This is a genomic window from uncultured Brevundimonas sp., assembly GCF_963974615.1.
GTDB lineage: Bacteria > Pseudomonadota > Alphaproteobacteria > Caulobacterales > Caulobacteraceae > Brevundimonas.
Window position 1 is genome coordinate 23,419 of the sequence record NZ_CAXBDH010000005.1, and the last position, 26,705, is coordinate 50,123.

At 63.9% G+C, this 26,705-nt stretch carries 23 protein-coding genes; 11 read left to right on the plus strand and 12 right to left on the minus strand.

Translation table 11 applies throughout. From position 1 onward, the window contains the following. Positions 1-46: 46 nt before the first annotated feature. Entirely contained in the window at positions 47-733 is a 687-nt protein-coding gene (locus AAC050_RS04275) for a DnaA/Hda family protein (RefSeq protein WP_339913821.1), read from the minus strand. A gap of 185 nt (positions 734-918) precedes the next feature. Between AAC050_RS04275 and aspS the strand changes: the two genes are divergently transcribed. Next, positions 919-2,916, plus strand: coding sequence for an aspartate--tRNA ligase (aspS, locus tag AAC050_RS04280; RefSeq protein ID WP_339913822.1), 1,998 nt, complete (start codon positions 919-921; stop codon positions 2,914-2,916). 17 nt (positions 2,917-2,933) lie between these two features. Here aspS and AAC050_RS04285 read toward each other — a convergent pair whose 3' ends face one another. The 3 genes from AAC050_RS04285 to AAC050_RS04295 all read right to left on the minus strand — a co-directional run bounded on the left by AAC050_RS04285 (position 2,934) and on the right by AAC050_RS04295 (position 7,004). After that, positions 2,934-3,833, minus strand: a complete 900-nt coding sequence (locus AAC050_RS04285; protein WP_339913823.1) for a pentapeptide repeat-containing protein — start codon at positions 3,831-3,833, stop codon at positions 2,934-2,936. A 62-nt stretch (positions 3,834-3,895) separates the two neighbouring features. After that, positions 3,896-4,387, minus strand: a complete 492-nt coding sequence (locus tag AAC050_RS04290; RefSeq protein WP_339913824.1) for a pentapeptide repeat-containing protein — start codon at positions 4,385-4,387, stop codon at positions 3,896-3,898. 70 nt (positions 4,388-4,457) lie between these two features. After that, a complete protein-coding gene (locus AAC050_RS04295) occupies positions 4,458-7,004 on the minus strand; it encodes a TSCPD domain-containing protein (RefSeq protein WP_339913825.1) in 2,547 nt (848 codons plus the stop codon). Positions 7,005-7,207: 203 nt separating this feature from the next. Between AAC050_RS04295 and AAC050_RS04300 the strand changes: the two genes are divergently transcribed. Together AAC050_RS04300 and AAC050_RS04305 are read left to right on the plus strand one after the other, a co-directional pair. Next, positions 7,208-7,600 carry an NADH:ubiquinone oxidoreductase subunit NDUFA12 gene (locus AAC050_RS04300; protein ID WP_339913976.1) on the plus strand — a complete coding sequence of 131 codons (393 nt, stop codon included), beginning with the start codon at positions 7,208-7,210 and terminating at the stop codon, positions 7,598-7,600. Continuing rightward, positions 7,597-8,301, plus strand: coding sequence for a DUF2155 domain-containing protein (locus tag AAC050_RS04305; RefSeq protein ID WP_339913826.1), 705 nt, complete (start codon positions 7,597-7,599; stop codon positions 8,299-8,301). The genes AAC050_RS04300 and AAC050_RS04305 overlap by 4 nt, the downstream gene beginning before the upstream one ends. On the opposite strand, the gene aat is transcribed toward AAC050_RS04305, so the two are convergent. From aat to aroQ, 4 genes are read right to left on the minus strand one after another with little or no spacing between them, the layout of a single operon-like run. Beyond that, positions 8,268-8,963: a leucyl/phenylalanyl-tRNA--protein transferase gene (gene aat / locus AAC050_RS04310; protein ID WP_339913827.1), complete on the minus strand. Its 696-nt coding sequence runs from the start codon at positions 8,961-8,963 to the stop codon at positions 8,268-8,270. The two genes, AAC050_RS04305 and aat, sit on opposite strands and share 34 nt — an antisense overlap. 35 nt (positions 8,964-8,998) lie before the next feature. After that, complete coding sequence (gene accC, locus AAC050_RS04315; RefSeq protein WP_339913828.1) at positions 8,999-10,351, minus strand: acetyl-CoA carboxylase biotin carboxylase subunit; 1,353 nt, start codon at positions 10,349-10,351, stop codon at positions 8,999-9,001. A 2-nt stretch (positions 10,352-10,353) separates the two neighbouring features. Further along, positions 10,354-10,881 carry an acetyl-CoA carboxylase biotin carboxyl carrier protein gene (gene accB / locus AAC050_RS04320; RefSeq protein ID WP_339913829.1) on the minus strand — a complete coding sequence of 176 codons (528 nt, stop codon included), beginning with the start codon at positions 10,879-10,881 and terminating at the stop codon, positions 10,354-10,356. Between the two features lie 19 nt (positions 10,882-10,900). Continuing rightward, positions 10,901-11,374 (minus strand): type II 3-dehydroquinate dehydratase, encoded by a 474-nt coding sequence (gene aroQ, locus AAC050_RS04325; RefSeq protein ID WP_339913830.1) that lies wholly within the window; start codon positions 11,372-11,374, stop codon positions 10,901-10,903. 102 nt (positions 11,375-11,476) lie between these two features. On the opposite strand from aroQ, the gene thiS reads away from it, so the two are divergent. The 6 genes from thiS to AAC050_RS04355 all read left to right on the plus strand — a co-directional run bounded on the left by thiS (position 11,477) and on the right by AAC050_RS04355 (position 14,931). After that, positions 11,477-11,674 carry a sulfur carrier protein ThiS gene (gene thiS, locus AAC050_RS04330; protein WP_339913831.1) on the plus strand — a complete coding sequence of 66 codons (198 nt, stop codon included), beginning with the start codon at positions 11,477-11,479 and terminating at the stop codon, positions 11,672-11,674. Positions 11,675-11,750: 76 nt separating this feature from the next. Then, positions 11,751-12,395 carry a GTP cyclohydrolase I FolE gene (folE, locus tag AAC050_RS04335; RefSeq protein WP_339913832.1) on the plus strand — a complete coding sequence of 215 codons (645 nt, stop codon included), beginning with the start codon at positions 11,751-11,753 and terminating at the stop codon, positions 12,393-12,395. Positions 12,396-12,454: 59 nt separating this feature from the next. After that, complete coding sequence (locus tag AAC050_RS04340) at positions 12,455-13,180, plus strand: RNA polymerase sigma factor (protein ID WP_339913833.1); 726 nt, start codon at positions 12,455-12,457, stop codon at positions 13,178-13,180. A gap of 54 nt (positions 13,181-13,234) precedes the next feature. After that, positions 13,235-13,756, plus strand: a complete 522-nt coding sequence (locus AAC050_RS04345; RefSeq protein WP_339913834.1) for a DUF4142 domain-containing protein — start codon at positions 13,235-13,237, stop codon at positions 13,754-13,756. Between the two features lie 8 nt (positions 13,757-13,764). Then, positions 13,765-14,109 (plus strand): cupredoxin domain-containing protein, encoded by a 345-nt coding sequence (locus tag AAC050_RS04350; protein ID WP_339913835.1) that lies wholly within the window; start codon positions 13,765-13,767, stop codon positions 14,107-14,109. Positions 14,110-14,151: 42 nt separating this feature from the next. Then, positions 14,152-14,931, plus strand: a complete 780-nt coding sequence (locus tag AAC050_RS04355) for a thiazole synthase (RefSeq protein ID WP_339913836.1) — start codon at positions 14,152-14,154, stop codon at positions 14,929-14,931. A gap of 9 nt (positions 14,932-14,940) precedes the next feature. On the opposite strand, the gene AAC050_RS04360 is transcribed toward AAC050_RS04355, so the two are convergent. Genes AAC050_RS04360 through AAC050_RS04370 form a run of 3 tightly spaced genes read right to left on the minus strand, consistent with a single transcriptional unit; the run spans position 14,941 to position 19,863 of the window. Beyond that, on the minus strand, positions 14,941-15,747 hold the full coding sequence (locus AAC050_RS04360) for a thioredoxin domain-containing protein (protein ID WP_339913837.1): 807 nt from the start codon (positions 15,745-15,747) through the stop codon (positions 14,941-14,943). 22 nt (positions 15,748-15,769) lie between these two features. Beyond that, complete coding sequence (locus tag AAC050_RS04365; protein ID WP_339913838.1) at positions 15,770-17,185, minus strand: M48 family metalloprotease; 1,416 nt, start codon at positions 17,183-17,185, stop codon at positions 15,770-15,772. A gap of 59 nt (positions 17,186-17,244) precedes the next feature. Next, a complete protein-coding gene (locus AAC050_RS04370) occupies positions 17,245-19,863 on the minus strand; it encodes a ribonuclease E/G (RefSeq protein WP_339913839.1) in 2,619 nt (872 codons plus the stop codon). 486 nt (positions 19,864-20,349) lie between these two features. Between AAC050_RS04370 and AAC050_RS04375 the strand changes: the two genes are divergently transcribed. After that, positions 20,350-21,564 carry an N-acetylmuramoyl-L-alanine amidase gene (locus tag AAC050_RS04375; RefSeq protein WP_339913840.1) on the plus strand — a complete coding sequence of 405 codons (1,215 nt, stop codon included), beginning with the start codon at positions 20,350-20,352 and terminating at the stop codon, positions 21,562-21,564. 3 nt (positions 21,565-21,567) lie between these two features. Here AAC050_RS04375 and AAC050_RS04380 read toward each other — a convergent pair whose 3' ends face one another. Beyond that, positions 21,568-21,801: a hypothetical protein gene (locus AAC050_RS04380; protein WP_339913841.1), complete on the minus strand. Its 234-nt coding sequence runs from the start codon at positions 21,799-21,801 to the stop codon at positions 21,568-21,570. Positions 21,802-22,801: 1,000 nt separating this feature from the next. Between AAC050_RS04380 and AAC050_RS04385 the strand changes: the two genes are divergently transcribed. Next, on the plus strand, positions 22,802-26,377 hold the full coding sequence (locus AAC050_RS04385) for a hypothetical protein (protein ID WP_339913842.1): 3,576 nt from the start codon (positions 22,802-22,804) through the stop codon (positions 26,375-26,377). Positions 26,378-26,705 lie beyond the last annotated feature (328 nt).

The window sequence follows — 26,705 nt, forward strand, 5'->3', positions numbered from 1 at the left end:
GCGGTTCTGACCTGAGGGTGCCAAGGCTGCAACCTCGGAGTTGGAGTCAGTCCTGTTCGAACAGGTCGTCGGTTTCGTCGGCGGCTCCCAGCACCTGGCGAGCCAGGGCGCGGGTCACCGGGCGATGTTCGGCGTCCAGCCGCTCGACCACGGCCTCGACTGCGGCAGCCGACCGGTCGATCCGTCGCACCAGATAGTCGATGATTTCGTCACCGGGCACGATACTGCGGGCGGCAAAGCGGGCCCGAAGAATGGCGGCCAATACCGCATCGTCGGGTTCCTGCAGGGGCACTGTCCGTACAATGTCCAGGCGCGAGCGCAGATCAGGCAGGGCAACCTCCCACGTCCGCGGTGCCGGTCGTGACACCAGCAACAGGGCCCCGCCGCCGGACTGGGCCAGGTTGATCAGATGGAACAGGGTCTCGTCATCAGCATCCTGGGCCCGGTCCAGCAGAACCGGACGACCCTCAAGCTCCAGTGGATCGGCCAGACCGGCCTCGGCTCCGTGCAAAGCAACGGCCCCGACCCGCTCGGCCCAGATCCCGGCCAGGTGGCTCTTGCCGCACCCCTCCGGTCCGCAGATGGCCAGCACGGCCTCGTCCCCGTCCGGCCAGCGTTCGAGGGCCGCCACGGCCTCATCGTTGCTGCCCGAGCGTACGAACTCGGCCGCCCCAGCGGGCACGTCGCGTTGCAGCGGCAATTTCAGCTGATCGCGGGAGGGCGGGGCGGACATGATCGAACCCATAGCAGATCACCTTCCAAGGTCGTATCCGCAGCGCACGCGCGCCGTGGACAAAACCTCCGGGTTGTGGACGGTGGACCGGTGTCGCCCGATCTTGACTTTCGGGGACGATAATGCGCCCTTCCGGCCTCCTCATTTTCGCTGTTTTACAGCCGTTTTCCAAGACGAACGCCTCCATGCACGCCTATCGCTCACACACCTGCGGTGCCCTACGCGCCACCGATGCCGGTTCGTCCGTCCGCCTGTCCGGCTGGGTCCACCGCAAGCGTGACCACGGCGGTCTGCTGTTCATCGACCTGCGTGACCACTATGGCCTGACCCAGCTGGTGCTGCATCCCGAGACGCCCGGATTCGCCGAGGTCGAACGGCTGCGCGCCGAGAGCGTGATCAAGATCGACGGAGAGGTCGTATCCCGCTCGGCGGAGACGAAGAACGCCAACCTGCCGACCGGCGAGATCGAGATCCAGGTCAAGGCGATCGAGGTCCTGTCCGAGGCCGCCGAGCTGCCCCTGCCGGTGTTCGGTGAGCCAGACTACCCCGAGGACATCCGCCTCAAGCACCGCTATCTCGATCTGCGCCGTGAGACCCTGCACAAGAACATCGTCCTGCGCTCGCGGGTGATCTCCTCGATCCGCCAGCGCATGGTCGGGCAGGGCTTCCTTGAGTACCAGACGCCTATCCTGACCGCGTCCAGCCCCGAAGGCGCGCGCGACTTCCTGGTGCCGTCGCGGCTGCATCCGGGCAAATTCTACGCCCTGCCGCAGGCCCCGCAGCAGTTCAAACAGCTGTTGATGGTCTCGGGCTTCGACCGCTATTTCCAGATCGCCCCCTGTTTCCGCGACGAGGACCTGCGCGCCGATCGCTCGCTGGAATTCTACCAGCTCGACGTCGAGATGAGCTTCGTCACGCAAGAGGACGTGTTCGCGGCCATCGAGCCGGTCATGCATGGCGTGTTCGAGGAATTCGCTGACGGTAAGACGGTCGATGCCTATCCCTTCGTCCGCATCCCCTATCGCGAGAGCATCGCCAAATACGGCACCGACAAGCCGGACCTGCGCAACCCGATCGAGATGCAGGACGTGTCCGAGCATTTCCGCGGCGGCGGCTTCGGCCTGTTCAACAAGATTCTCGCGGCCGACCCCAAGAACGCCATCTGGGCCATTCCTGCGTCCGGTGGCCAAGCAGGATCACGTGCCTTCTGTGATCGCATGAATTCGTGGGCCCAAGGGGAGGGGCAACCCGGGCTCGGCTACATATTCTGGCGCGCAAAACCTGAGGTCGAGGCTGAACCCGATCTGATGGCACGCTTGGCAGAGTTCTATCAGACCGATCGAGGCCAAGCCGTGGTCGCGGAATCTGGCGGGCAAGTTACCACCGTTCCACGACTCGTTTCGGAGCTGGATGGGAAAATTCTCAACTTGATGATGAGTGACCTCATCGCACGAGGTTTGACCGATGAACTCGGTGCTCTTTGGAGCAAATACTTTGAAGATGCTGGCCCTATCGCCAAGAATCTTGGCGCGGAACGGACGGAGGCTCTTCGGCAACAACTTGGCTTGAATGTGGGCGACGCGGCCTTCTTCGTCGCCGGCGACCCGGCCGTGTTCCACAAATTCGCCGGCTCGGCCCGCACCAAACTGGGCCAGGACCTGAACCTGATCCCGGAGGACGCATTCAAATTCTGCTGGATCGTCGACTTCCCGATGTTCGAATGGTCCGAGGAAGAGAAGAAGGTCGACTTCTCGCACAACCCCTTCTCCATGCCGCAGGGCGAGATGGAGGCTCTTGAGAGCAAGGACCCGCTGGATATCCTCGCCTACCAGTATGACATCGTCTGCAACGGCTATGAGCTGTGTTCGGGCGCGATCCGGAACCACAAGGCCGAGATCATGCTCAAGGCCTTCGAGATCGCCGGCTATGACGCCTCAGTGGTCGAGGAGCAGTTCGGCGGCATGCTCAACGCCTTCCGTTATGGCGCGCCGCCGCACGGTGGCCTGGCCCCCGGCATCGATCGCATCGTCATGCTGCTGGCCAACCAGACGGCCATCCGCGAGGTTATCGCCTTCCCGCTGAACCAGCAGGGTCAGGATTTGCTGATGAATGCCCCTTCGGACGCCGATGATCGGCAGCTGAAGGAACTGCACATTCGCACGACCCCGCCGCTTAAGGCCTGATCAGGACTGCAGCGGCGTCAGTCGCTGCTGGCCATCGCGAAATTCCGCTGTGGCGGGGTGGGCGGAGACGGTGGGGCCGGGATGCGGATCATCGACACGCCGCGGCAGATGCGGCTGGACAGTCCACGCGGCAGCCGGGTTGTGGAGTCGCCACAGGCCCGCCCGACCTGATCCTGACTCAGGCCGCGGGCATCCGACAGATCGACGCCGCGGATGTCGGCGCGATTGAGCGACGCGCCCGAGAAATCGGCATTGGCGAACCGGCCGTTCAGCAGGCGCGCGCCGTTCAGACTGGCCCCGCGGAAGGAGGCCGAGCGAAAATCGCCATTGCTCAGGTTCGAGGCGTCGATCGCGGCATTGGTGAAGGTCGCCGATCGTGCGTCCACATTGGCCAGGGTGGCTCCGAGAACCTCTGCTCCGGTGAAATTGGCGCGGATCAGGACTGCCCCGTTCATATTGGCACCGCCCAGTTCGGCTCCCGAAAGATTGGCGTCGCGCAAACGGGCCCGGATCAGGGTGACGCCGGTGGCTTCAACCCCGGACAGATTGGCGTCAGTGAAATTCGCTCCGGTGAAATTGGCACCGAGGGTTCCGGCACCACGGAGGTCGGCGTGGCTGAAGTCGCTGCGGGTGAAGTTGGAACCGATCAACTCGGCTCCGCGCAGATTGGCTCCGATCAGCGTGGCGTTGATGAAGGTCGCGCCGCTGAAGGTCGCGCCGGAGAGGTCACGGCCCGACAGTTCGCAGCGATTGCATGAGCCACCCAGCGACACCATTCTGGCGATGTCACGGTCCTGGAAATAGAGCTGACCCCGGGCGAGGGTCGGGGCCGCCACCAACAGGGCGGTGACGGCGACGCACGCGGCCAGACCGGCGGAACCCGGACGGCGGGACAGGGCGGAGACAAGCTGTTTCACCTTCTCTCCATGCCGACAAACAGGCGAAAACCCTACTTAAATCGTCGTAACCAAGGGGGCGCTCAGCAGGCCGGAATGCGAAGGCCTGAAGGCAGTTCGGTGCTGTTGTCGCCGCAGGCCTGATTCAACTGACGCTGCGAAAGGCCCGTCGAGCGCGCCAGCTGGGCTCCCGAGAAATTGGTACCGGACAAGGTTGCGCCCGCGAAGTTCGCGCCTTCGAGAAATGTCCCGACGAAACTGGCGTTGGTCAGGTTCGCTCCCGAAAAATTGGCGCTGGAGAAGACCGCGCCATAGGCGTCCACATCACGCATGTCGGCATTGCTGAACCGGGTTCGGTTCATCACCGCCAGGCTCAGGTTGGACTGTCGCAGGCGTGATCCAGACAGGTTCAGGCCGCGCGCCTGCAGACCCGAGAAATCCCCCTGGAACAGATTGCAGCCGGGGCAGCTGGCTCCGCCCCGTACCCGGGCGATCTGGCCGGGGTTCTGGGCGGCGGCGGGCAGGGCGGTCATCGCGATACCTAGGGCGACAATGGCGGTCAGGATCGGTTTCATGGCGTGACGGTCTCCGGTCTTTGATCTCGTCGTTGCAAGACCCAGACCATTCTAACGCCCCGACCCTTACTTAACCCTGCATCGACGGTGCCACACCACAGCTGTCACACAGCCAGCCGGATCCGCGCTGTTGCAGGGTGAAATCACCACAGGCCGGGCAGGCGACCGCCTCGGTCGTGATCGGAGCGGGCGTCGAGGGGGAGTCCCGTTTCTGCCCGAACGGCAACACCACCAGATTGTCTGGCGCGGTTCCCCGGGCGAACCCCTTGGAGATGAAACGCGCGGCGGGGACGGTGTGGGCTTCCTCGTCCGGCGTACCGCCCAGCCCGTCGGGTGGCAGCAGATCGGACCCGGCGCTCGCCAGTTCGTTGCGGTTCAGATAGGAGACGCCCAGTTCGCGGAAGATATAATCCAGGATCGAGGTGGCCGAGCGGATTGTATCATTGCCCGTGACCCGTCCCGCCGGCTCGAACCGGGTGAAGACGAAGGCATCGACAAACTCATCCAGCGGCACGCCGTATTGCAGGCCGATAGAGATGGCTATGGCGAAATTATTCATCACACTGCGGAAGGCGGCTCCTTCCTTGTGCATGTCGATGAATATCTCGCCCAGCTCGCCGTCGTCATATTCGCCAGTGTGAATATAGACCTTGTGGCCACCCACGGCGGCCTTCTGGATATAGCCCTTGCGGCGGTCCGGAAGCTTGCGGCGGGTGCGATCACGCTCGACAACCTTCTCCACGACCCGGTCGGGACCGCGGACGTCGGTGTCATGACGACGCCCCCCGGAAGCCTCAACCTCCGGCAGGATCAGCAGTCGGCCGGCGGGCGGGGTACCGCGCCTTATCCGTACCGCCCGCTGTCCCGCTGCGGCAGCTTCGCCCAGCAGACGCGTGGCTGCGGTGGGGCTGGTGCGCCAGTCCAGTGTCTGCAGTGCCGTGTCCGCCACTTCGCTGAACGGTTCCAGGGCGGCCCGTAGCCGGGCCTCGAACGCCGCCGGATCGTTCAGTAGAGGTTTCAGGCTTTGCGGGGCCTCGGGCCAGTCGGCCAGGGTTCCATGCCCGAACACCCAGGCGCGAGCGGTGGCGACGGCCTCGGTGCTGATACCGATATGTTTCAACAGGTCCGGCGTGCCGTCTTCGGTCACACCGAGAACATCCCGCAGAAAACCGGCGTCGAGGACCGGGGCGCGAAAGGCGTCTTCGAACCGGGAAACATGGGCCAGGGCCGCCTCGATGGCGTCCAGTTCGACATCTGTGAAGCCGAGTTCGCGCAAGGTGGTGTGATCGAATCCGGTCGCACCGTCCAGGGTCCTGTGCCCGAACAGCCAGCGTTCTGCCGCCTCGATCTCGACGTTTGAGCGGCCGATCGCGGTCGCCAGAGCCGGATTCAGCCGGCTGGCGATCTCGCCGTCGCCGGTCTGGTAGTGGTCGACGGCACTGAAGGCCTTGGCCCCCAGGCGCAGGGCCGCGTCGGCGTTATCGACGAACAGGGACAGGGCCGTCGGTCGCGGGGAGTCGGTCGTACTGTCGCGTTGACCACCGTCCCGGGCGGATGCCGACAGACTGGCTATCTCCAGCGTCGTGCTCTTGATCGCGGCGACGACCAGCCCGCCGATTCGGCCGGCTTCGGATTCGCGGCGCGCATTGTCGGTCCGCTCGATCACCAGATACTCGGCCAGGCCGGACAGGCCGAGGGACGTCACCGACCCGGCATCGGCCAGGCTGAGGGCTATCGTCCACAGCCGAGTGATTTCTTCGAGGACCTCGTCTGAACAACCATCGGGCAGGGCCGCGATGGCCGGCAGGTGCAGGATCGCCGCGCCGCAGCGGGTCGCGTCGCAGATCCGTCTGGCATCCCCTGAAGAGAAGGTCAGGATCAGATCGCCGTCCAGCGCAGCCTCGGCGGCTGCAAGAGCCTCGGTCCCGCCGCTTTCGATCAGGCCCCGGTCGGCGAAGGCCACCAGCGGCGGCAGGGTCCGGACCGGGCGGGGGCGGGCCAGGAATCGTTCGCCGGCGATAGCTCGCAGGATGTCGGCGTCCCCGGCTCCGGCGCGACGAGCAGCCAAGGCGACGCGGGCCAGGGCCGGGTTGCGGGCCGGGTCGGCGCAGTCACTGCGCGGACCTTCACAGCGCAGCACGGCATCGGTCACGGCCTCCAGGGCTTCGGAGACGGCCTCGACGGCCCCCGGGGCCAGTCGATCAGCCCGTCGGCCGGCGAGAACCTCGGCCAGCTGCCGTCGGGCACCGGCGTCGGTCAGGTCCAGCGGGTCTTCGTCGATCGCCGCGGCCGATGTGGCAGGTACGGCGAGACCCAGTCGGATCGTCGCTGACAGTTCTCCGGCGAAGGCGACCGCCTCGATCCGGGAAAATAGTCCCAGCGTTTGTCCACGCTCGGCCAGCCCGGCGGCCCATCCGTGCACGGATCCGTTCATCCAGACGCCCGGCGACCGGCCCCGGTCCGGCTGGGCGTCAGCCCAGTCAAGCCAAGCTTCGATGCGCACGTCTGTCCAGTCTGTCGGTGCCAGCACCGAATCAAGACTGTTGGCGCGCTCGATTTCGCGCGTCGAGACGGGGGCGGTCTTCGCCAGGGTGGCGAAGCGGGCCGTGAAGCGCATGCGGCTTTCCCTGCTTGGCGTTAAGGGATTGTAGAGGAAGATGTCGGGTGCTCGCAATAAATCTGGCGTGCTGTAACCGGGTTACCCCCAACATATTGATTCATTCCTCAAGCACCCGACGCTGGACGGACGGCCCGCCGGTTTCTATGATCGCGCCTGCGTCGCCGGACCTCCCCGGGCGTCGGATAATACGGGTGCTAGACGTGCTGAGCAGGATTTTCGGTTGGTGGAACGGGGCGACGATCGGGACCCGGTTCACCGTGGCCAAGCGTGGCCTGCTGGTCGGGACCGATGACTACGGCAACCGCTATTACCAGTCGCGCGACAAGGTCAGCTACGACGGACGCCAGCGCCGTTGGGTTATTTATGACGGCTATGCCGAGGCCACCAAGGTCTCGCCTGACTGGCACGGCTGGCTACACTACACTTTTGATGAACCGCCGACGATCGAGCCGCTGCCGCGGCAGAGCTGGGAACGGGATCATCTCCCGAATCTGACCGGCACGCCCATGGCCTGGCTGCCGCAGGGGTCGATGGCGGCGGAAGGACAGCGCCCCGCGGCCACCGGCGATTACGAAGCCTGGAAACCTGAATGAACCATCGTGGTCTGATCCTGACTGCCGTCGTCGCCGTAACTCTCTCGGGTTCCGGTGCTGTGGGGGCCAGGGCCTTGCTGGATGTACCGCAGGACGCCACACCGGCGTCGGACCCGATCGCGGATCTGCTGCGCCAGACTCCGCAGCGTCCCGAGACCCCTGCCGTCAAACCCGTTGCCGCTCCGGTTCCGACTCCGGCTCCGACTCCGGCCCAGACGGGGGTCCCTGCGGGGCCCGGCGCGGCCGCCCGGCCGCCGGCGGCAGTGGTCCCGGTCGCTGAGGAGAAGGCCGAGCCGAAACCCGAACCGGTCGAGGAAGCGCCGGTTGTCGAGATTTCCGAAGTGACCCGCACCGAACCCGAAGTGCCCGCGGGACCTCGTCAGAGACGCCGTATCGCCATCATTCAGGCCATCGACAAGGTCACGGCCGACACCATGCGGTTTGAAGTCGAGGTCGGCGGCCGCCCTGTGCGGTTCAACAATACCCTGATCTTTAAGGCCCGGGCCTGCGAGCTGTCGGCTGGAGATGAGCTGACCGACGATGCGATCGCCTATCTGGAAATCAGCCTGCAGCCGCGCGGTGTATTGCCGGGGACCGAGCCACGCCAGCTGTTCCGCGGCTGGATGTTCGCCTCGTCACCGGGCGTCAGCGGCCTCGAACATCCGGTCTATGACGCCTGGGTCGTGGGCTGCAAGGCATAGGTCACGGCCTCTGTCCCGCGCAGGGAACGGGTCAGGGCGCACTTGTCCGGCGTTATGCCCAGCACGGGTTTCAGCATTTTCAGATAGGCGGCCTGCGGTGTTTCCACCGCGCCGAACTGTGACAGGTGCCCGGTCAGGAACTGGGTGTCCAGCAAGCGCCAGCCGCCCTGTTTCAGCCGCGCCACCAGATGCACCAGGGCCACTTTCGAGGCGTCACGCTCGAGGCTGAACATGCTCTCGCCGAAAAAGGCTCCGCCCAGGGTCACCCCGTACAGACCACCGACCAGCCGTTCGTCACGCCAGCATTCAATACTGTGGGCGTGACCACGGGCATGCAGCGCCAGATACAGGGCCCGGATCGGGGCATTGATCCAGGTGTCCTCGCGCCCCGGCATCGCCACGGCGCAGGCATCCAGCACGGCGGGGAAGGCAGTATCGACCTGCACGGTGAAAATTTCGCTGCGCACGGTACGGCGCAGGCGGGTCGGGATATGAAACCGGTCCAGCGGAAGGAGGCCACGTTGATCCGGTTCGACCAGAAAGACCCGCGGGTCGTCCCGATCCTCGCCCATGGGAAAGACGCCGTCCGCGTAGCAGCGCAGCAGTTCGTCCGGCCCGAAGCCGCCTGAAGGGTTCGATGCGCTGAAATCCGGTTCAGTCATCCGATCCTCTCGCGTCGAGGGCTCGTCCGATCCCGTCAGCCCTGGCCGTTCTGGCGCTTGGCCCAGTTTTCCAGCCAGTGGATGTCATAATCACCGGACAGGATGTCCGGCTCCTGCAGCAGTTTCTGGAACAGGGGGATGGTGGTGTCGATTCCTCCAATCACCATCTCGCCCAGGCTGCGCTTGAGCCGGGCCACGCATTCGGCACGGTCGCGACCGTGCACGATCAGCTTGCCGATCAGGCTGTCGTAATAGGGCGGGATCGCATAGCCGGTGTAGATGGCGCTATCCAGCCGTACGCCCAGCCCGCCGGGGGCGTGGAAGTCGGTGATGGTGCCCGGCGAAGGGGTGAAGGTCTCGGCGTTTTCGGCATTGATGCGGCATTCGATGGCGTGGCCGTGGAAGCTGACCTGGTCCTGGGTGAAGGACAGGGGCTCGCCGGCGGCGATGCGGATCTGTTCGCGCACGAGGTCGACGCCGGTGATCATCTCGGTGACCGGATGCTCGACCTGCAGGCGGGTGTTCATCTCGATGAAGAAGAACTCGCCGTCCTCCCACAGGAATTCGATGGTGCCGACGCCCAGATAGCCGATGGCGGCGATGGCCTTGTTGACGGTCGCGCCGATCGCGGCCCGCTCCTTCGCCGACAGGGCGGGCGAGGGGGCCTCTTCCATCATCTTCTGGTGGCGGCGCTGCAGCGAACAATCGCGCTCGCCCAGATGAACGACATTGCCGTGGGCGTCGGCGACGACCTGAATTTCGATATGGCGCGGCTTCTGCAGATAGCGTTCCAGATAGACGGTGCCGTCACCGAAGGCGGCGGCGGCCTCGGACTGGGCAGTCTGCACCGCCTCGGCCAGGTCGCCGGGGGTCAGGGCCACCTTCATGCCGCGCCCGCCGCCGCCCGAGGCAGCCTTGACGATCAGCGGGAAGCCGATGGATTTCGACGCCTTGATCGCGTCCTCGACCGTGGCCACGCCGCCGTCCGAGCCCGGCACACAGGGAATGCCAGCCGCCTTGACCGTCTGTTTGGCGGTGATCTTGTCGCCCATGACCCGGATATGTTCGGGCCTGGGACCGATGAAGGTCATGCCGTGGGCCTCGACGATCTCGGCGAAGCGCGCGTTCTCGCTGAGGAAGCCATAGCCGGGGTGGATGGCCTGGGCCCCGGTGATCTCCGCCGCAGCGATGATTGAGGGGATGTTCAGGTAGGATTTGGCCGCCGGAGCCGGGCCGATGCAGACGCTCTCGTCGGCCAGCCGGACCCACATGGCCCCACGGTCAGCTTCCGAGTGCACAGCGACGGTGGAAATCCCCATCTCCTTGCAGGCGCGATGAATCCGCAGCGCGATCTCGCCGCGGTTGGCGATCAGGACCTTGGTGAACATGGTCAGCCCTGGGCCTCGAGCACGACGAGCGGCTCGCCGAACTCGACCGGCTGGGCGTCGCCGACCAGAATCTCTTTCACCACCCCGTCGCGGGGCGACTGGATCGGGTTCATCGTCTTCATGGCCTCGACGATCAGCAGGGTCTGGCCCTTGCGGACCTTGTCGCCGGGCGAGACGAAGGTGTCGGCCTCGGGGGCCGGGCGCAGATAGGCGGTGCCGACCATCGGCGATTTCACGTCTTCGCCCGAGCGGGCCACGATGGTGGCCGGGTCCGAGGGCATTGCCGCCGGTGCGGGCGCTGCTGCAGCCGGAGCATGGGCCACCGGGGCCGGGGCGGCGGCGTACTGGACCGGGGCGGCCATGGTCAGCTCACGGGCGACGCGGATACGCAGCTCGCCGCGCTCGACCTCGATCTCGGTCAGGCTCGTGTCGTTCAGGATGTCGGCCAGCTGGCGCACCAGGGTGGTGTCGATCTCGCCGGCCGGATCGTTGTCCAGCTTGGGCGGGGATTTCTTGGGGGCGTCGGCCATACGAGTGTGCCTTTTCTTCTTATGCGTTTTGCGAACGGCCCGGATCTGATGCCTTGTCACGCACCAGGTTCAGGGCGGCCTTCACGGCCAGTTCGTAGCTGAAAGGGCCGAAGCCCGAAACCACGCCGGTCGCAACCGGCGAAACGAAGGATCGATGCCGGAACCGCTCGCGCGCCGCCGGGTTTGACAGATGACATTCGACGATCGGGATCGTCAGGGTCTTCAGGGCGTCGAGCAGGGCCACCGAAGTGTGGCTGTAGCCCGCCGGGTTGATGACGAGAGCCGAGGCCTGTTCGCGGGCCTCCTGGACCCAGTCGATCAACTCGCCCTCATGGTTGGTCTGGCGGAATACGATCCGGGCTTCTCCGGCGGCCGACTCGCAGCGCGCCTGAACGTCGGCCAGGGTCTCGCGACCATAGACCTCGGGCTCCCGAACCCCCAGCAGGTTGAGATTGGGGCCGTTCAGGACGTAGAGGGTGAGTGTTCCGGGCATTCGCTCTGACAAACAGGGACCGACCGCTTCCGGCCGGGGCGTTCTTTTAGCTGACGGACGGCGCGGGTCAAACCGTGCCGGAGATAAGGTTGACGTAACGACATGCACATTCAAGTCAACGGCGATATCCGGACCGTGACCGCGCGCACCGTGCTGGACCTTGTGACAGAACTGGGCCTCGACCCGCGCAAGGTGGCGGTCGAGCGCAACCTCGCGATCGTGCCCCGCTCCCTGCATGGCGAGACCGCCCTGGCTGAGGGCGACCGCATCGAACTGGTGCAATTCGTCGGTGGCGGGTGATTTCTGGCAACAGGGCCGGGAACCCCGACCCGCGTACGGCATCAAAGAGGACCGCGCTCATGATGAGGACTTCTCGATGCTCGTACTCAGCCCAACCTCTGCCGACGTCCATGGAGCGCCTGCCGGTTCGACCTGCCTGCCGTATCGCCGGCCCAGCCGGACCGAGGCCGAGGCGGCGGTACAAACCCTGATCGGCTGGGCCGGAGACGACCCGCGCCGCGAGGGGTTGCAGGCTACGCCGGGTCGGGTCGTGCGCGCTTATGAAGAATGGTTCGCCGGCTATGGTCAGGACCCGGCCGCAATGCTGGAGCGCACATTTGGCGAAGTGGCCGGCTATGACGAGATGGTGGTGTTGCGCGATATTCCAGTGGATTCGGTGTGCGAGCATCACATGGCAGCGATCCGGGGCGTGGCCCATGTCGCCTATCTGCCGCGCGACCGGGTGGTCGGCATCTCCAAACTGGCCCGGTTGGTTGATGTCTATTCCCGGCGACTGCAGATCCAGGAGCGATTGACAGCCGAAATCGCGGAGGAGCTGGAGCGCACCCTGAGACCGCGTGGCGTGGCGGTGATCATCGAGGCCACCCACGCCTGTATGTCGTCGCGAGGTGTCCGCAAACACGGAGCATCCCTGGTGACGCGGCGCTTGACCGGAGTGTTTTCGACCGGCGAGCTCCGGCGTGAGGTGCTGGCGGCGCTCTCCGGTGGCCTGGCGGGCTGAAGACCGGGAACCTTGCGTCGGCTGCCGCATCCAACCGATATGGACATCAGGAGTTCGCCATGCGGAAATTGAAGCGGGGTGATCACGCCACGCTGGATGAAACCGAACTGGTGCGTCTGGCTCGGGCCGGTGACGGCGACGCCTTTCGCGTCATCATGCAACGCGGCAACCAGCGCCTGTTTCGGGTGGCGCGCGGTGTTGTTCGTGACGATGCCGAGGCCGAAGACGTGCTGCAGGAGGCCTATGTCAGGGCCTTTACAGCCATTGGCGGGTTTCGTGGCGAGGCCGGGATCATGACCTGGTTGACCCGGATCGTCCTCAATGAGGCGCGTGGACGATTGCGTCGGCGGCGGCCGATGGTGGCCCTGGACCAGCTTGAGGCGGCGCATATGGATGGTTCCCGGGTGATTCCCTTTCCCAACGCTTTTGGAACCGCCAGCCCGGAGGCAGATGCGGCTCGGGCCCAGATACGCGCCCTGATCGAGCACGCCGTCGACGACCTGCCCGAAGCCTTCCGGATCGTCTTCATCATGCGCGACATCGAAGAATGCAGCGTCGATGAGACGGCGGCCACCCTTCAGATCAAGCCCGAGACGGTGAAGACACGACTGCACCGTGCCCGGCGTCTGTTGCGTCAGGCACTCGACGCCAGACTGGCCTCAACGATGGTCGAGGCCTTCCCCTTCATGGGTATGCGCTGCGAGCGGATCACCGAGGCGGTGCTGGCGCGACTGGACGCCGGCGGCTGTCTGGACCGGTCCTCGGGAACCTCTGTGGTCGACTGACATCCAATGGGTAGACGGTCGGATCCCCGGCCGCGAATCCCAAGGAGTCCCGATATGTTCAGAACCCTCACGATGGTCGCCGCGCTGGCGCTCGCCCCGGTTACGGCCGTTTCGGCCCACGAGGGCGGTTCGACCGACGCCCAGATCGCCCACATCGCCTATACCGCTGGCCAGCTGGACGTCGCCGCCGCGGAACAGGCCATCGAGAAGTCCACCAATCCCGAGGTTCGTGCCTTCGCCGAGCTGATGGCGCGCGACCATGCTGCAGTAAACGACCAGGCCGTGGCGCTGGTCACCCGCCTGCATGTCGAGCCCGAAGCCAATCCGACCAGTGAAGCCCTGACCGAGGCCGCCGCAGCGACCCACGACCGCCTGCAGGCCCTGCACGGCGCGGCCTTTGATGCCGCCTATGTCGCCAATGAGGTCGCCTATCATCGCACCGTCAATCAGGCCCTGAGCGACACCTTGATCCCGGGGGCGCACAACGCCGAGCTCAAGGCTCTGCTGGAGACGGGATTGAACCTGTTTCAGTCGCATCAGGCCCACGCCGAACACCTCGCCCAGTCGGTCCGGTAGGGCCTGTCATGCAAACTCCTGATCAGCCGCGCCGCGCGCTCCTGTTGGCCTTTGCGGCCGCCGCCGCCGTCACCGCCTTCCCGGCGGTGGCGGCGGCGGCGGCGAGGACCCACACGATCGTCATGGACAAGATGAAGTTTGGACCTTCGCCCGCCGGCCTGCGGGTCGGCGACACGATCCTTTGGGTCAACCGGGATGCGTTCCGCCATACGGCTACGGCCGGGAACGGGACCTTTGATGTTGATCTGGCCCCCGGTGCCAGCGGTCGGACGACCCTGCGGACGGCGGGGACCATCCCCTATGTCTGTCGCTTTCATCCGGGAATGACCGGGGTGCTGACGGTCGCGGCCTGACCCGGCCTTCTCTCGGGCAGGGAGAAGGTCTATCTGGCGATCATGACCACGCCTCAAGACACCTGGACCGTCGCCGGCCGCACCTTTTCGTCACGTCTAATCGTCGGCACCGGCAAATATGCGGACTATGCCCAGAACGCGGCTGCGGCCGAGGCGGCGGGGGCGGAGATCGTCACTGTGGCCCTGCGTCGGGTTAATCTGTCCGATCCGTCCCAGCCGATGCTGGTCGACCATGTGAAGCCTGACCGCTTCACCTATCTGCCCAATACGGCCGGCTGTTTTACCGGCGAGGACGCGGTGCGCACTCTCAGGCTGGCGCGCGAGGCCGGGGGCTGGGATCTGGTCAAGCTGGAGGTGTTGTCCGACACGCCCCACCTGTATCCCGACATGGTCGAGACGCTGCGGGCGCTGGATTTGCTGGTCAAGGACGGCTTCGACGTCATGGTCTACTGCACCGATGATGTGGTCATGGCCAAGCGGCTGGAGGAGGCCGGGGCCGCCGCCATCATGCCTGCCGCCGCGCCGATTGGTTCGGGTCTGGGTATCCAGAACCGGGTCAATGTCCGGCTGATTGTCGAACAGGCCACGGTGCCGGTTCTGGTCGATGCCGGGGTCGGCACCGCGTCGGACGCCACCATCGCCATGGAACTGGGCTGCGACGCCGTGCTGATGAACACGGCCATCGCCGGCGCGCGCGACCCGATCGGCATGGCCCGGGCCATGAAACACGCGGTCATCGCCGGTCGTGAGGCCTATCTGGCCGGTCGTATGGCCAAACGCATGTACGCCGACCCGTCCTCGCCCCTGGCCGGGCTGATCTAGGCCAGACTCCTAGCCCTGTTTGGCCTCGGCGATCACCCGGGCCAGATCGGCCGGATTGTTGGTGCCGGTGACCTTGCCGTTGATGAAGAAGGTCGGTGTGCCTTCCAGACCCATGGTTGCGGCCCCGGTATGGATGTCGGCCAGCAGGCGTGAGGTATCGGTGGCCGCGATGGTAGCCCGGGCCCGGGCCAGATCGACGCCGTTGGCGACCAGAATGCGGTCGACGTCATCAATCGACAGGGCTGACTGGGCCATCAGGGCCTGGTGTACCGCCAGATATTTGCCCTGGGCATGGGCCGCCAGGGCCGCGCGGGCGGCATAGTGGGAGGTGACGTCGTCGCCCTGGTCCAGCACCGGCCATTCGCGGAAAACGAAGCGCACATCGGGATTGGCGCGCATGAGCTCCAGATATTCGGGTGCGGCCATCTTGCAGTAGGGGCAGCGGTAGTCGAAGAATTCGGTCACCGTGACCCGGGCGTCGGTCGGACCGAACGCCGGCTCTCCGGCCGCCGGGGCCAGGACGCCGGGATTGCGGGCGACGGCGGCGTTGATTCCCGAGGTCCGGTCAGTCCGGGCAGCGACGTCGCGGGCAGCGACCACCTCGTCCAATACCTGCGGATTGGCCAGCAGATAGGCCCGCACCCGTCCGCCGAAATCGCCGCCGGTCAGATAGGGAGCTCCGGCGACCCCGAGGGCCAGGACCGAGACCGCCAGGGCGACCAGTCCGGCCCGTCCGTTGCCTAACCAGCCGCCGACCCGTTCGGTCGGGCGTTCGGGACCCGGGGTGGGGGCGTTTTCGGGGGCGTCGTCGGGCATGGAATCTCCTGAAGGCAAAGGTTTAGTCGGCGTTGGCGGGGATCACGGTCGTCCGCCGGGTGCGTTCATAGCGGGCGTCGGCGGCATCGACATCGGCCTGGGTCGCACCCGAGGCGAAGACGATGTCCATGGCCCGGATCCATTGCGCCGACCCCCGGGGCAGAAGGTCGCGGGCGCGCAGGGCGAACTGGGTGGCCTCGTCCTGCCGGCCGCTGGCGAAATAGAGTTCGGCAAAGGCCAGGCGCGCCTCGCCCTCCTTGCCCTGGCTGGCATAGGCTTGGGACAGCAGCCGCCAGGCCAAGGTGTTGTCGCCTTCAATGGCGGTCGCACGCTTCAGTTCGCTGACCGCCTGCTCCAGTCGTGCAGGATCATTGGTCTCAATCAGGGCATGGGCCAGATTGATGCGCAGCAGGGGGGCCTCGGGCATGAGGTCGACCGAGCGCTGGTGGGCCTCGATGGCCTCGCCCGGCCGTCCCTCCTCGAACAGGATCTGACCCTTCAGCTCCTGAAAATAGGGATTGTCCGGCTGTTCGGCGATGAAGGCCTCGACCGCCGTCAGGGCCCGTTCTGTCTGGCCGCCACGATACCAGGCAATGGCCCGCGCATAGCGGGCGGGCAGGGTGGTATCGCTTTCGGGATAGTCGCGCAGGGTCTGGTTGGGGCTGTCCATGAAGGCGTGGATCTTGGCCAGGATCAGAGCATGTTCCGCCAATCGTTCGGGACTGTCGACGTGACCATAGTGCGGAGCCTCGCTGACCAGTCGCCGCAGGGTCTGGATCCGGTCCGACGACAGGGGATGGCTGCGGAAATAGGGATAGCGCCGGGCGTCCGAGAAGACTTCCTGTGAGCGGAAATTCTCGAAGAAATCGACCAGCCCCTTGCCGGACTCGCCGGCACGTTCGAGGGCCCGCGCTCCGGTATTGTCAGCTTCACCCTCCTGCTGACTCATGTAGTGCAGTGCGCCCAGGGCCCCGAAATACTGACCCGATCCCAGCAGGGCCGCCCCCGCCGTGGGAGCACCGGCAGCAATGGCCAAGGCTCCCAGTGCCATACTCATGATCATCGGAGGCATGGCTGCATCCTGGGCTCCGCTACGCAGGGTGTGGCGGTTCTTGATGTGACCGGCCTCGTGCGCGATCACCCCCAGAAGCTCGCCCGGTGTGCGGGTCTTGAGGATCAGGCCGGTATTGATCCCGAGGATACGCCCGCGCGTGGCGAAGGCGTTCAGGTCCGTGTCGTTGACCAGCAGTATCTCGACCTCGGACGGCTCCAGACCCATGGCCGTGAAGACCGGGTCGGACCATTCGTGAATGATGCCCTCGATCTCGGTGTCGCGGATCATGCTCTGGGCCAGGGCAGGCCCGGCCAGAGCGGTCGCCATCGCCGCTACTGTGGCGGCGACGACAGATCGGGAAACGATGCGGGGAAGCCAGGTCAAGGTATGCTCCTAACGACTGACGCCCCCGTCTTCGTATTCACCAATCTAGCGCTGACCGCTCAGCGACGCCACCATCCACGCTTGGGCTTGGCCGGAGGGGCACCGATCTGGTTCGGATCCTCGTCGACGATCGTGGCGATATCAACCTCGACCACGGGCTCGGTGGCCTTTTCCGGTTCCGGTACAGAGGCAACTGCGGCGGCCCTGGCCGGAGTGACGTCCAGCTCGACTGCGGCACCGGCCGGTTCGACCTCGTTCGGTTCGACGACCGTCTCGTCAATCGTCGTCGTGGCGCTGGCCGGGGTCTTGCGACGTACGCGGCGACGCTTGGCCTCGGCCACGGCGACCGGGGCCTCGTCCTCGCTGGCAACGGTGGCCATCGGTGTTTCCGGTGAACCTTCAGGCGGCATGCCTTCGCCCGTGGCGCGGGCCTCGACCCTCACCTCCCGGGTTTCGTCACCGGCAGCCGTGCGGTCACGCCCGCGACCCCGTCCGCGCCGCCGCCGCGAGCGGCCCCCTTCGCGCTCGCCTTCGGGACGCTCGCCTTGCGGGGCCTCGCTGTCCCGGGCCGGACGACCGTCGGTCGCGGCCTCATCATCATTTTCGGCGCGCGGAGCCGGATTGATCGGATCGAACCACACATAGGGGTCTTCCAGCGACGGTGTGCGCCCGCGAACCCAGGTAAAGCCATCACGGTCGCCTTCCTCACGGACGCGACGTCCGCCACGGCGGCCGCGGCGGCGCCGCCGGGCTCCCTCGCTGTCGTCATCCTCGGTACCGGCGGCGGACGGCTCGTCCGTTTCGACGCCCTCGGCCGGTGCGGTCTCCTCGTCCCGACGGCCACCGCGACGGCGGCGACGACCGCGGCCGCGACCGGAGTCACCATCGCTACGGGCGCTGTCGCTGTCATGGCGTTCGGCGCGGGCGCGGGGGGCGTCGTCGTCGGTGTCTTCGGCGGCAAGGGCCTCTTCGTCGAAGAGGTCGTCCTCGTCCTCCTCGTCGTCATAGGCGGTGTCGTCGAAATCATCGACCAGGTCCGACGGCGCGATCCTGGTTTCAGCCGGCGTGAAATCGGCATTGGTTTCGGTGCGCTCGATCGCATGCTCGCCCTGACCCAGGCTGTCATCGATCAGCACCACCACCTCTAGGCCGCGCTGTTGCGCCAGACGCTGCAGGTAGTCGCGCTTGTGGTTCAGGATGTAGAGGGCGACGGCGGTGCAGACGCGCAGGTTGATCGATCCCGCGCCCTTGCCGGCTTCGATGTCGACGGCTCGCAGGATCATCAGGGCGGCGGATTCCGCCGAACGGATACGGCCGGAACCCTGGCAGTGAGGACAGGCCTCGGTGGCCCCCTCGATGACACCCAGACGGCGACGCTGGCGACTGATCTCCATCAGGCCGAAGCCGGAGATGCGGCCCATCTGGATACGGGCCCGGTCGTGGGACAGGGCGTCCTTGAGAATCTTCTCGACGGTGCGGTTGTTCTTCGATTCATCCATGTCGATGAAATCGATGACCACGAGGCCGGCGAGGTCGCGCAGGCGCAGCTGGCGGGCGGACTCGACGGCGGCTTCGGAGTTGGTCTTGAACGCGGTCGCCTCGACGTTGCGTTCCTTGGTCGACTTGCCCGAGTTGACGTCGATGGCCACCAGGGCCTCGGTCTGGTTGATGACCAGATAGCCGCCGGACTTCAGCGGTACGACCGGCTGGTGGATCTGCGTCAGCAGCTCCTCGATGCCATTGGCCGCGAACAGGGGCTTGGAACCCTGGTAAAGGTGCACCTTCTTGGCCTGGGACGGCATCAGCACGCGCATGAAGTCGCGTGCCTCCTTCCAGCCCTCGACACCCTCGACCTGGATGCCGTCGAAATCCTTGTCGAACATGTCGCGCACGGCGCGACGGACGAGGTTCTCTTCCTCGTAGATGATCGACGGGGCGCTGGAGCCCAGGGTGGTCTCGCGAATCGTCTCCCACAGGCGCAGCAGATATTCGTAGTCGCGCTTGATCTCGGCCTTGGTGCGCTTGGCACCGGCGGTGCGGATGATCAGACCCATGCCCTGCGGCACGTCGAGGGCCTGGGCCGCGGCCTTCAGGCGCTTGCGGTCGGTGGCCTGGGTGATCTTGCGCGAAATGCCGCCGCCCTTGCCGGTGTTGGGCATCAGCACGCAGTAGCGGCCGGCCAGCGACAGCCAGGTCGTCAGGGCCGCGCCCTTGCCGCCACGCTCGTCCTTGACCACCTGGACCAGCAGGATCTGGCGGCGCTTGATCACGTCCTGGATCTTGTAGCGGCGCATCAGGCGGCGCTTCAGCCGCTCTTCGTCGGCCAGCTTGCCTTCGGAATCGTGTTCGTCGTCCTGGCTCTCGCGGCCCAGATCGTCGTCGTGTTCGTCGTCGGTGACCGCTTCGGCCATGATGGCTTCGCGGTCGGCGACGGGGATTTGATAATAATCCGGGTGGATTTCGTTGAAGGCGAGGAAGCCGTGGCGGTTGCCGCCGTACTCGATGAAGGCGGCCTGCAGGCTGGGCTCTACGCGGGTGACCTTGGCGAGGTAGATGTTGCCGCGAAGCTGGCGACGGGCCTTCGACTCGAAGTCGAATTCCTCAATCTGGCGTCCTTCGACGATCGCAACGCGGGTCTCTTCCGCGTGTGCCGCATCGATAAGCATGGTTTTTGACATGGAAATTCTCTCTCTGGCGCGCGCGGCCATACGCCAGGAAACGGGTCCTGGCGGCTGAGGCGGCTCGCCGAATTGGATGGGGGACCCACGCAGGCGTCATCCCTTCGCCGCAGCCCGAAACGATGTCGGAGCCGAAGGCGAGGTCGGTCAGGTCAGACCGGATGGGATCGCAGGCGGAAAGGCCCATGGGGTTCAGTACGGTCCTGGGCGCGGACGCGCCGGTAACGGCGGTATCCCGGGCCCGGTCGTCGAATCGTCGGGTCAGGCCCGGCCAATTCTCGGATAGGTGAAAAGTCAGCGCCGCGAGGAGGGCGCGTCCGGACCTGGAATCCAGGGGACGCGATCAATCGCGAGCGCCGGGGACCATACCGACGCCGGACCGGAATGAAAAGCCGCGAACGTCTTAACGGAATCCAAGGAAGCCGCGGGGCATGATGGGGGCAACCAATAAGGTGGGTAGCCGTCAGAATGTACGGATCGATGCGTATGGATTTGTCCCGGTGGGGCGTGCGTGAGTGGACGATGACGGCCCTGGCCTTCGTCGTGTTTTGCGTGTGCGCCCTGACCGCCGGCCGCGGCCTGGCCTCGGGCGCGAACGGCGAGGTGCTGCGCCTGCGGTTCGGGGGCGATGCCGCCCGGACCCGGGTGGTCGTGGATCTGGACCGGAGCACACGCGGCAATGTGGTTTCGGCCGGCGACGACGGCCGGGTGATCGTGACCCTGTCCGGGGTCGTGCCGCGCGACCAGTTGAGCGGCGCGGGCCTGGGTCTGGTGCGGGGTTACCGCGTGGCCGTGTCGGGCGGGGCGTCGCGGATCGAGCTGAGCCTGGCCTCCGGGGCCGAGATCGAGCGCCGCTTTCTGCTGCCGCCGGGCGACGGCGTATCCCACTATCGCTATGTGATCGACCTGAAGACCACGGGCCGGGCCGCCGCCCGCCATACGCCTTCGGCACCCGTGCGCCATGCGACGGCCCGGACCGAGCGGCCGCTGATCGTCATCGACGCCGGCCACGGCGGGCGCGATCCGGGGGCCATGGGCGCCCATTCGCGCGAGAGCACCATCACGCTGGACGCGGCCCTGATGCTGAAGGCCGAGCTGGAGCGGGGCGGTCGCTACCGGGTCCGCCTGACCCGGGACAGCAACACCTATGTCGACCTGTATCGCCGGGTGCAGATCGCCCGCGCCGCCGATGCCGACCTGTTTATCTCGCTCCATGCCGACGCCGGCAGTGATCCGGCCACGCGCGGGGCCAGCGTCTATACCCTGTCGGAACAGGGCGCCGGTCGCGCGGTGCGGGAGTTTACCCGCGGCGACGACTGGTCCCGCGAACTGCGGCTGCCCGGCCGCGATCCGTCGGTCGACCGCATCCTGCTGGACATGACCCAGCGGGTGACCCAGAACCGCTCGGCCCAGCTGGCCCGGACCCTGCTGGGCGGGCTGGAGGCGGCCGACCATCCGCTGCTGCGCCGCAGCCATCGCGACGCCGGCCTGGCCGTGCTGCTGGCCCCGGACGTGCCCGCCGTGCTGCTGGAGATGGGCTTCATCACCAATCCCGAGGATGAGCGCACCCTGACCGATGACCGGGCGCGCCGCCGCCTGATGCGCGCTGTCGCCGGCGGCATCGACCAGTATTTCCGCGATCCGGTCGGCCCGATGCAGATGGCCGCGACCGGCGCGACCGGTGCGACCGGCCAGCCGTAAGGGCTACCCACCGGATTCGTCATCCTCGATCCACGGCATCTCGACGCCGCGGGCCCGCAGCGTGCGGACGGCGCGCACGGCATCGTCCGCATCGGGTTGGTCCCGGCCGTCGGCGCGCGCCTGCCACCGGGCCTCGCGGTCGACGGCCGTTCGCCACTGTTTGAACGCCCGGACCCAGGCGACGGCGCGACGGCGCAGCACCGGATCGGGCGGGCGGGGGGATCGCGGTCGGGGCATGAAGACCTCTCTTTCGTTGGCCCGCGGTCAAAAGGCTCCGCCTTTTCGACCCGACGCGGGCTGATTCCTGTTGGCCCGCGGTCAGGGGGCTCCGCCTACTGGCTGCTACGCGCCGCCCTTCGGGTCGACCCGACGCGGGCTGATTGTTGGCCCGCGCTCAGGAGGCTCCGCCTACTGGCTGCTACGCGCCGCCCTACGGGTCGACCCGACGCGGGCTGATTGTTGGCCCGCGGTCAGGGGGCTCCGGCATTCTTTTGGCCCGCGGTCAGGCGGCTGAGCCGCCTCGACCCGACGCGGGCGCGTGGAAACGACCCCGGGCCGGGTGGCGCGAGGGGCGGGGAGGCGGCGGAGCGCCGGACCGGAGCCCGGAGACAATGCAATTAACCGTTTCGGCCCTGGCCGGACGCTCCGCGCGGAGATTGGGCGGAAGCGTGCGGCGGGTGGCGGTCTTATCGCCTTACCGCAGGGCCCCCGGCGGGCGGGCCGGGCTTGCATCCCCGGTCCCCGGACCGGACGGGTATCCCCCCCGCCCCTGACCCCGCTTGTCCGCATCCCGCCGCCAGAACACGCAAGGCCTCTGCGCCTCCCCGTGCGACGGAACAGGGGGAGTCTGGCACAGGCCTGGACCCGGGCGGGTTATTGGGGGCGAAAATTGGGGAAGGGGCGAGGGATCAAGGGGTTGGGGCGGGGAGGGGTGCGAGGTTCAGAGGGAAAAGGTAGCGGGGGTGGGGTATGAGTTAGGTCGCTGGCAAACAGCGCGATTGCGCCGGGAGGAGACATTGATCTCCAGCCGGAAAACGAACCCTCGCACTTAGACCTCGGTAGTCCGCTTGCGAGAAGCCCTCCAATGGCTAAGGTTGCTCGATGACCGCCCCACAACTCCGCAAATTGGCGAAGACAGCCATAGAAGCGCATGCTTCCAATGGTGCGTCGTGTCTCACTCGGAAACATGCTGGCCGCGCGAAAGATTTGGCATTAATTTTTGGGACTCAGGAATAACTTGCGGGAATTCTTCACTAGCATAGCGAGTCTGTTCGGACGCTTGACCGAAGCGGATCTCGAGCAATCCAAATTCATTGACCTTGCCCCCACCGACAAGGCGGACGAGGCTGGTGTATATTCCGATGCGCTTTCGTATGCGACGAATAATCCTCGAGTCTCAAATATTGCACTTACGGGTCCGTACGGCTCTGGAAAAAGCAGTATTATTAAGTCTTTTTTGAAGAAATACAGACGCCCCGTCTTGCAGATATCTCTTGCCGCATTCTTGCCTGAAGCGACTTCCACTGGCGGTCAAGTAAGCAAACAGGAGATAGAAAGAAGCATTCTACAGCAAATGCTTTATGGTGCTGATGCTAACAAGCTGCCACTATCAAGATTCAAGAGAATACAATCGCCCGGCAAGCGTGCTATATTTGTATCTCTGTATATCGTTATTGGGCTATTCACTTTCTGGTATCTTATAGGAAGCGGTAGCAAAATTGTTACTGGAGAATACTTCCTACCTTTCGCACTAAGTAACTGGTTCAATATAGCCTGTTTTGCATGGGGGGGCTCATTCCTCTGGCTGGTATCCCACCATTTCTACGTCGCGAGTTTCGGCGTCTCGTTGAAGAGCATATCGCTGAAGGACATTGAAATAACGCCCGTAGCTGCAACCCAAGACTCAATCCTAAACCGCCATCTGGACGAGATCATATATTTCTTTCAATCAACACGATATGATCTGGTCGTCATTGAAGATTTAGACAGATTCAACAACGCTGAAATATTCGTAACTTTGCGCGAAATCAACAGTCTTGTGAATGAGAACTCGGGTGTAAAACGAACTATCCGTTTCCTCTACGCCCTTCGTGATGACATGTTTGTCAACATAGATCGTACCAAGTTTTTCGAATTTATCATCCCCGTTATACCTATCATTAACAGTTCGAATTCAATCGACAAGATTTTAGAGCAAGAGAAAAGGTTATCTCTGGATGGTAGGCTTGATCGACAGTTTCTTCGTGATGTTTCGCGATATCTCAATGACCTTAGGCTCATCCAAAATATATTCAACGAATACGCGATCTATATCGAAAATCTGGAGACCGATGACGAGAAAGTGTTGGATCCGAACAAGCTGCTAGCGATCTTGATTTACAAGAACGTATTTCCCAGAGATTTTGAGAACCTGCATCGTGGCAATGGTAATCTTGCGCAAATCCTAGATCGACACGATGAATTTATCGCCAAGGGTGAAGCGAAATATAAGGCTGAGATACTCCGCATCGAAGAGGAGGTCGATATTGCTAAACGGCAGATCCCTTCAGATCTGCACGAACTGCGCAGAATCTATGCGATGGCCCTAATTGAGAGGCTGCCCGCATCGCCTTCTCACGCCGGCCTCGATGGGCAACATCTCATAGAGCTGTCATCTCTCGCGAAGCATGAATCGTTCGATCAAATTGTCGAAACACAGCGCATTACTTATAGAAACATTCATGGTAATCAGCAATCGGTCGACATCTCAGGGCTTCAAGCTGACGTTAGTCATCTCAAAACCTATTCGCAGCGCAGGGATGAGATCCAACGTAAATCTGTTGAATTTACTAGCGATGCCTCGAAGAGTATCCTCAGTTTGAGAGCGAGTATCTCTGCTTTGCGGATTGATAAATTCAATGAACTAATCCGACTCAATTCGGGAGATTTAGAGGATCATTTCAAAGCATTTGGCGACAATGACGAACTGGCCAGGTTCTTGGTATTAGAAGGTTATCTTGATGATACCTATTACCAATATACGTCACTATTCCATTCTGGAAGACTTTCTCCAAACGATAACAAGTTTCTCATCCAGATACGCGGATTCATTAATCCCGAACCTGACTTTCAGATAGATAATCCTAAAGAGGTCATCGCTGCGATGCGCGATGAGGATTTTCGTCAGAACTACGTCCTCAATGTGAAAATCGTGGACTGCCTTCTTGGCAATTCCGCTACTTATTCGCCTCAAACGGCAAAATTGTTTGAATTCGTCGCTGCTGACTTTGAGAACTGTGAAGCGTTCTTCACCAGCTATTACGCGACTGGCACCGAGATATCGGCCTTGATAGCCGGGTTGCTAAAGACGTGGACGGGGTTCGTTCCCGCTGCGCTCGCCAGTTCCAAGAACCTGTCGCATGTAGCGCATATCATTACACACTTGCCGCCGAGGACCCTTGAAACACTACCCAGGAAACATCCCGAACTGTCCGGGTTTGTCTCGGTCAATCTGCCGCAGTTGCTCGGATCGGGGAATGTTGTCGACCCCGCTGGGCTGAAGCTCCTGAATATCGAGATAGCAGACCTTGCCGCCATTGCGGACTTTGCTGGCACTCCCCGTTTCCTCTTTGAGGAGGGGTTCTACAAACTTACCATCGCCAACGTAGAGTTTATATTCCGAGCCGTCCTGGACCTGAAAGATCCGCAGCTTTTGCGCACCCAACACTACACCACGGTTCTAAACGCCGCGAATGACGCGCTTATATCCAGAATTGAGCGCGACTTCGGCAGGTATGTTAAAAATATCCTTCTGATACTCGAGGAGAATTCACAAGAGAGTATTTCAGCTATCGTCTCTGTAATTGCGCGTGAGGAAATCGGCATTGATGACATCAGTACCTTCCTCGAGATGCAATCGGCACTCATTCCGTCTCTTGATCAGGTCCCAACGCGTCTCCACGCTTTGGTTTTCCAGCTCGCTAAAATCGAGGCATCTTGGGACAATTGCCTCGCGTTTATTGTCAGCGAAGACTTCGATGCTGAGAGCCTGACTGCCTACCTGAATACGGGCGGGACGCTGACTGCACTCGCGAGGCATACCGTTCCTGATGGCGAAGAGGCATATGCCTTGCGCAGGTTCCTCATCGAAAACGACGCTCTGCAGGACGACGTGTACCGCGCTTATGTCCAAGGTTTGCCGAAGGCCTTCTCCAAGTTTCCGGAGAATCTCGCGGCGGGCAAGTTGAAGGTCTTGATAGAAGAGGGAAAGGTCACCTTCTCTGATGCCAATCTGACTTTCCTGGCGATCAACAGCGATCTCCAAGTTCTGTTTATAGCCAAAAACATCGAACAATATCTCGGCGGTGGAAGCACGTTTGCCATTGATGATGAGTTTCGTGAAAAGCTACTCGCCTCCGACATCCGTGATGACCATAAATTGGCGATTATCCGGTCAATGGATATCACCCTGCTCTCCAGCCTGCCATCTCGTGCGGGTGCCGTGGGGGTGATACTGGATCGCACCGGGGCAGACATGAGCATGCTTGATGCCGGATCGGCGCGCGCAGTTGTCGTGAGCTCCGCGCCGATCTCCGTACAGATATCGTTGTTCAACAAATGCCAAAGTATCCTGAGCGATTTGGATGTTCGCGAAATCCTCGCATTACTCCCCGAGCCGTTTTCTGACATCAAAATTGGATACAATATTCCAAGGATTCGAAAGGCAGACGAAAATATTGAACTAGTAAAATGGCTCGACTCCCGAGACATCATTTCGTCGTGGGGTGAGGCGTTTTTCACGGATGAAATTCGTATAAATCTATACAGACGCTGAGGCGCGGGACGCATGGCTAGAAGAGCACAGTAGCGGCGAAGACCACAGACCAGCTTGACCCGACGCCTGATTAGAGAAGCAGGCGTTCTGAGTGCCGCTTCGAGTCAGAAGCGGGTCCTCACGCCCTCCCACTCGCCCTCGCGTCGCAAACTCCCTGTCTCCGCCCCCCGGCGCCCGCACATCGTCGCTCCGCCCCCCCTGACGGCGACCTGTGCCCGGAAAGCCGCGCGGTCTGAAGCGCCGAAGCGTCTGACGGCGGATACGGTCTAGCCCCGTCCGGCGACGCGGGCTAAACCCTCTCTTGTGTGGGTTTGTCGGAGTTTGCGGT

Bases quoted from the DNA above. Each gene is read 5' to 3' on its own strand.
- AAC050_RS04305 (WP_339913826.1), top strand. From the start codon at position 7,597: ATGAACCATCGTGGTCTGATCCTGACTGCCGTCGTCGCCGTAACTCTC.
- aat (WP_339913827.1), bottom strand. From the start codon at position 8,963: ATGACTGAACCGGATTTCAGCGCATCGAACCCTTCAGGCGGCTTCGGG.
- AAC050_RS04380 (WP_339913841.1), bottom strand. From the start codon at position 21,801: ATGCCCCGACCGCGATCCCCCCGCCCGCCCGATCCGGTGCTGCGCCGT.
- AAC050_RS04350 (WP_339913835.1), top strand. From the start codon at position 13,765: ATGCAAACTCCTGATCAGCCGCGCCGCGCGCTCCTGTTGGCCTTTGCG.
- aspS (WP_339913822.1), top strand. From the start codon at position 919: ATGCACGCCTATCGCTCACACACCTGCGGTGCCCTACGCGCCACCGAT.
- AAC050_RS04355 (WP_339913836.1), top strand. From the start codon at position 14,152: ATGACCACGCCTCAAGACACCTGGACCGTCGCCGGCCGCACCTTTTCG.
- accC (WP_339913828.1), bottom strand. From the start codon at position 10,351: ATGTTCACCAAGGTCCTGATCGCCAACCGCGGCGAGATCGCGCTGCGG.
- AAC050_RS04375 (WP_339913840.1), top strand. From the start codon at position 20,350: ATGGATTTGTCCCGGTGGGGCGTGCGTGAGTGGACGATGACGGCCCTG.
- AAC050_RS04360 (WP_339913837.1), bottom strand. From the start codon at position 15,747: ATGCCCGACGACGCCCCCGAAAACGCCCCCACCCCGGGTCCCGAACGC.
- AAC050_RS04275 (WP_339913821.1), bottom strand. From the start codon at position 733: ATGTCCGCCCCGCCCTCCCGCGATCAGCTGAAATTGCCGCTGCAACGC.
- AAC050_RS04295 (WP_339913825.1), bottom strand. From the start codon at position 7,004: ATGCGCTTCACGGCCCGCTTCGCCACCCTGGCGAAGACCGCCCCCGTC.
- accB (WP_339913829.1), bottom strand. From the start codon at position 10,881: ATGGCCGACGCCCCCAAGAAATCCCCGCCCAAGCTGGACAACGATCCG.
- thiS (WP_339913831.1), top strand. From the start codon at position 11,477: ATGCACATTCAAGTCAACGGCGATATCCGGACCGTGACCGCGCGCACC.
- AAC050_RS04290 (WP_339913824.1), bottom strand. From the start codon at position 4,387: ATGAAACCGATCCTGACCGCCATTGTCGCCCTAGGTATCGCGATGACC.
- AAC050_RS04340 (WP_339913833.1), top strand. From the start codon at position 12,455: ATGCGGAAATTGAAGCGGGGTGATCACGCCACGCTGGATGAAACCGAA.
- AAC050_RS04345 (WP_339913834.1), top strand. From the start codon at position 13,235: ATGTTCAGAACCCTCACGATGGTCGCCGCGCTGGCGCTCGCCCCGGTT.
- folE (WP_339913832.1), top strand. From the start codon at position 11,751: ATGCTCGTACTCAGCCCAACCTCTGCCGACGTCCATGGAGCGCCTGCC.
- aroQ (WP_339913830.1), bottom strand. From the start codon at position 11,374: ATGCCCGGAACACTCACCCTCTACGTCCTGAACGGCCCCAATCTCAAC.
- AAC050_RS04370 (WP_339913839.1), bottom strand. From the start codon at position 19,863: ATGTCAAAAACCATGCTTATCGATGCGGCACACGCGGAAGAGACCCGC.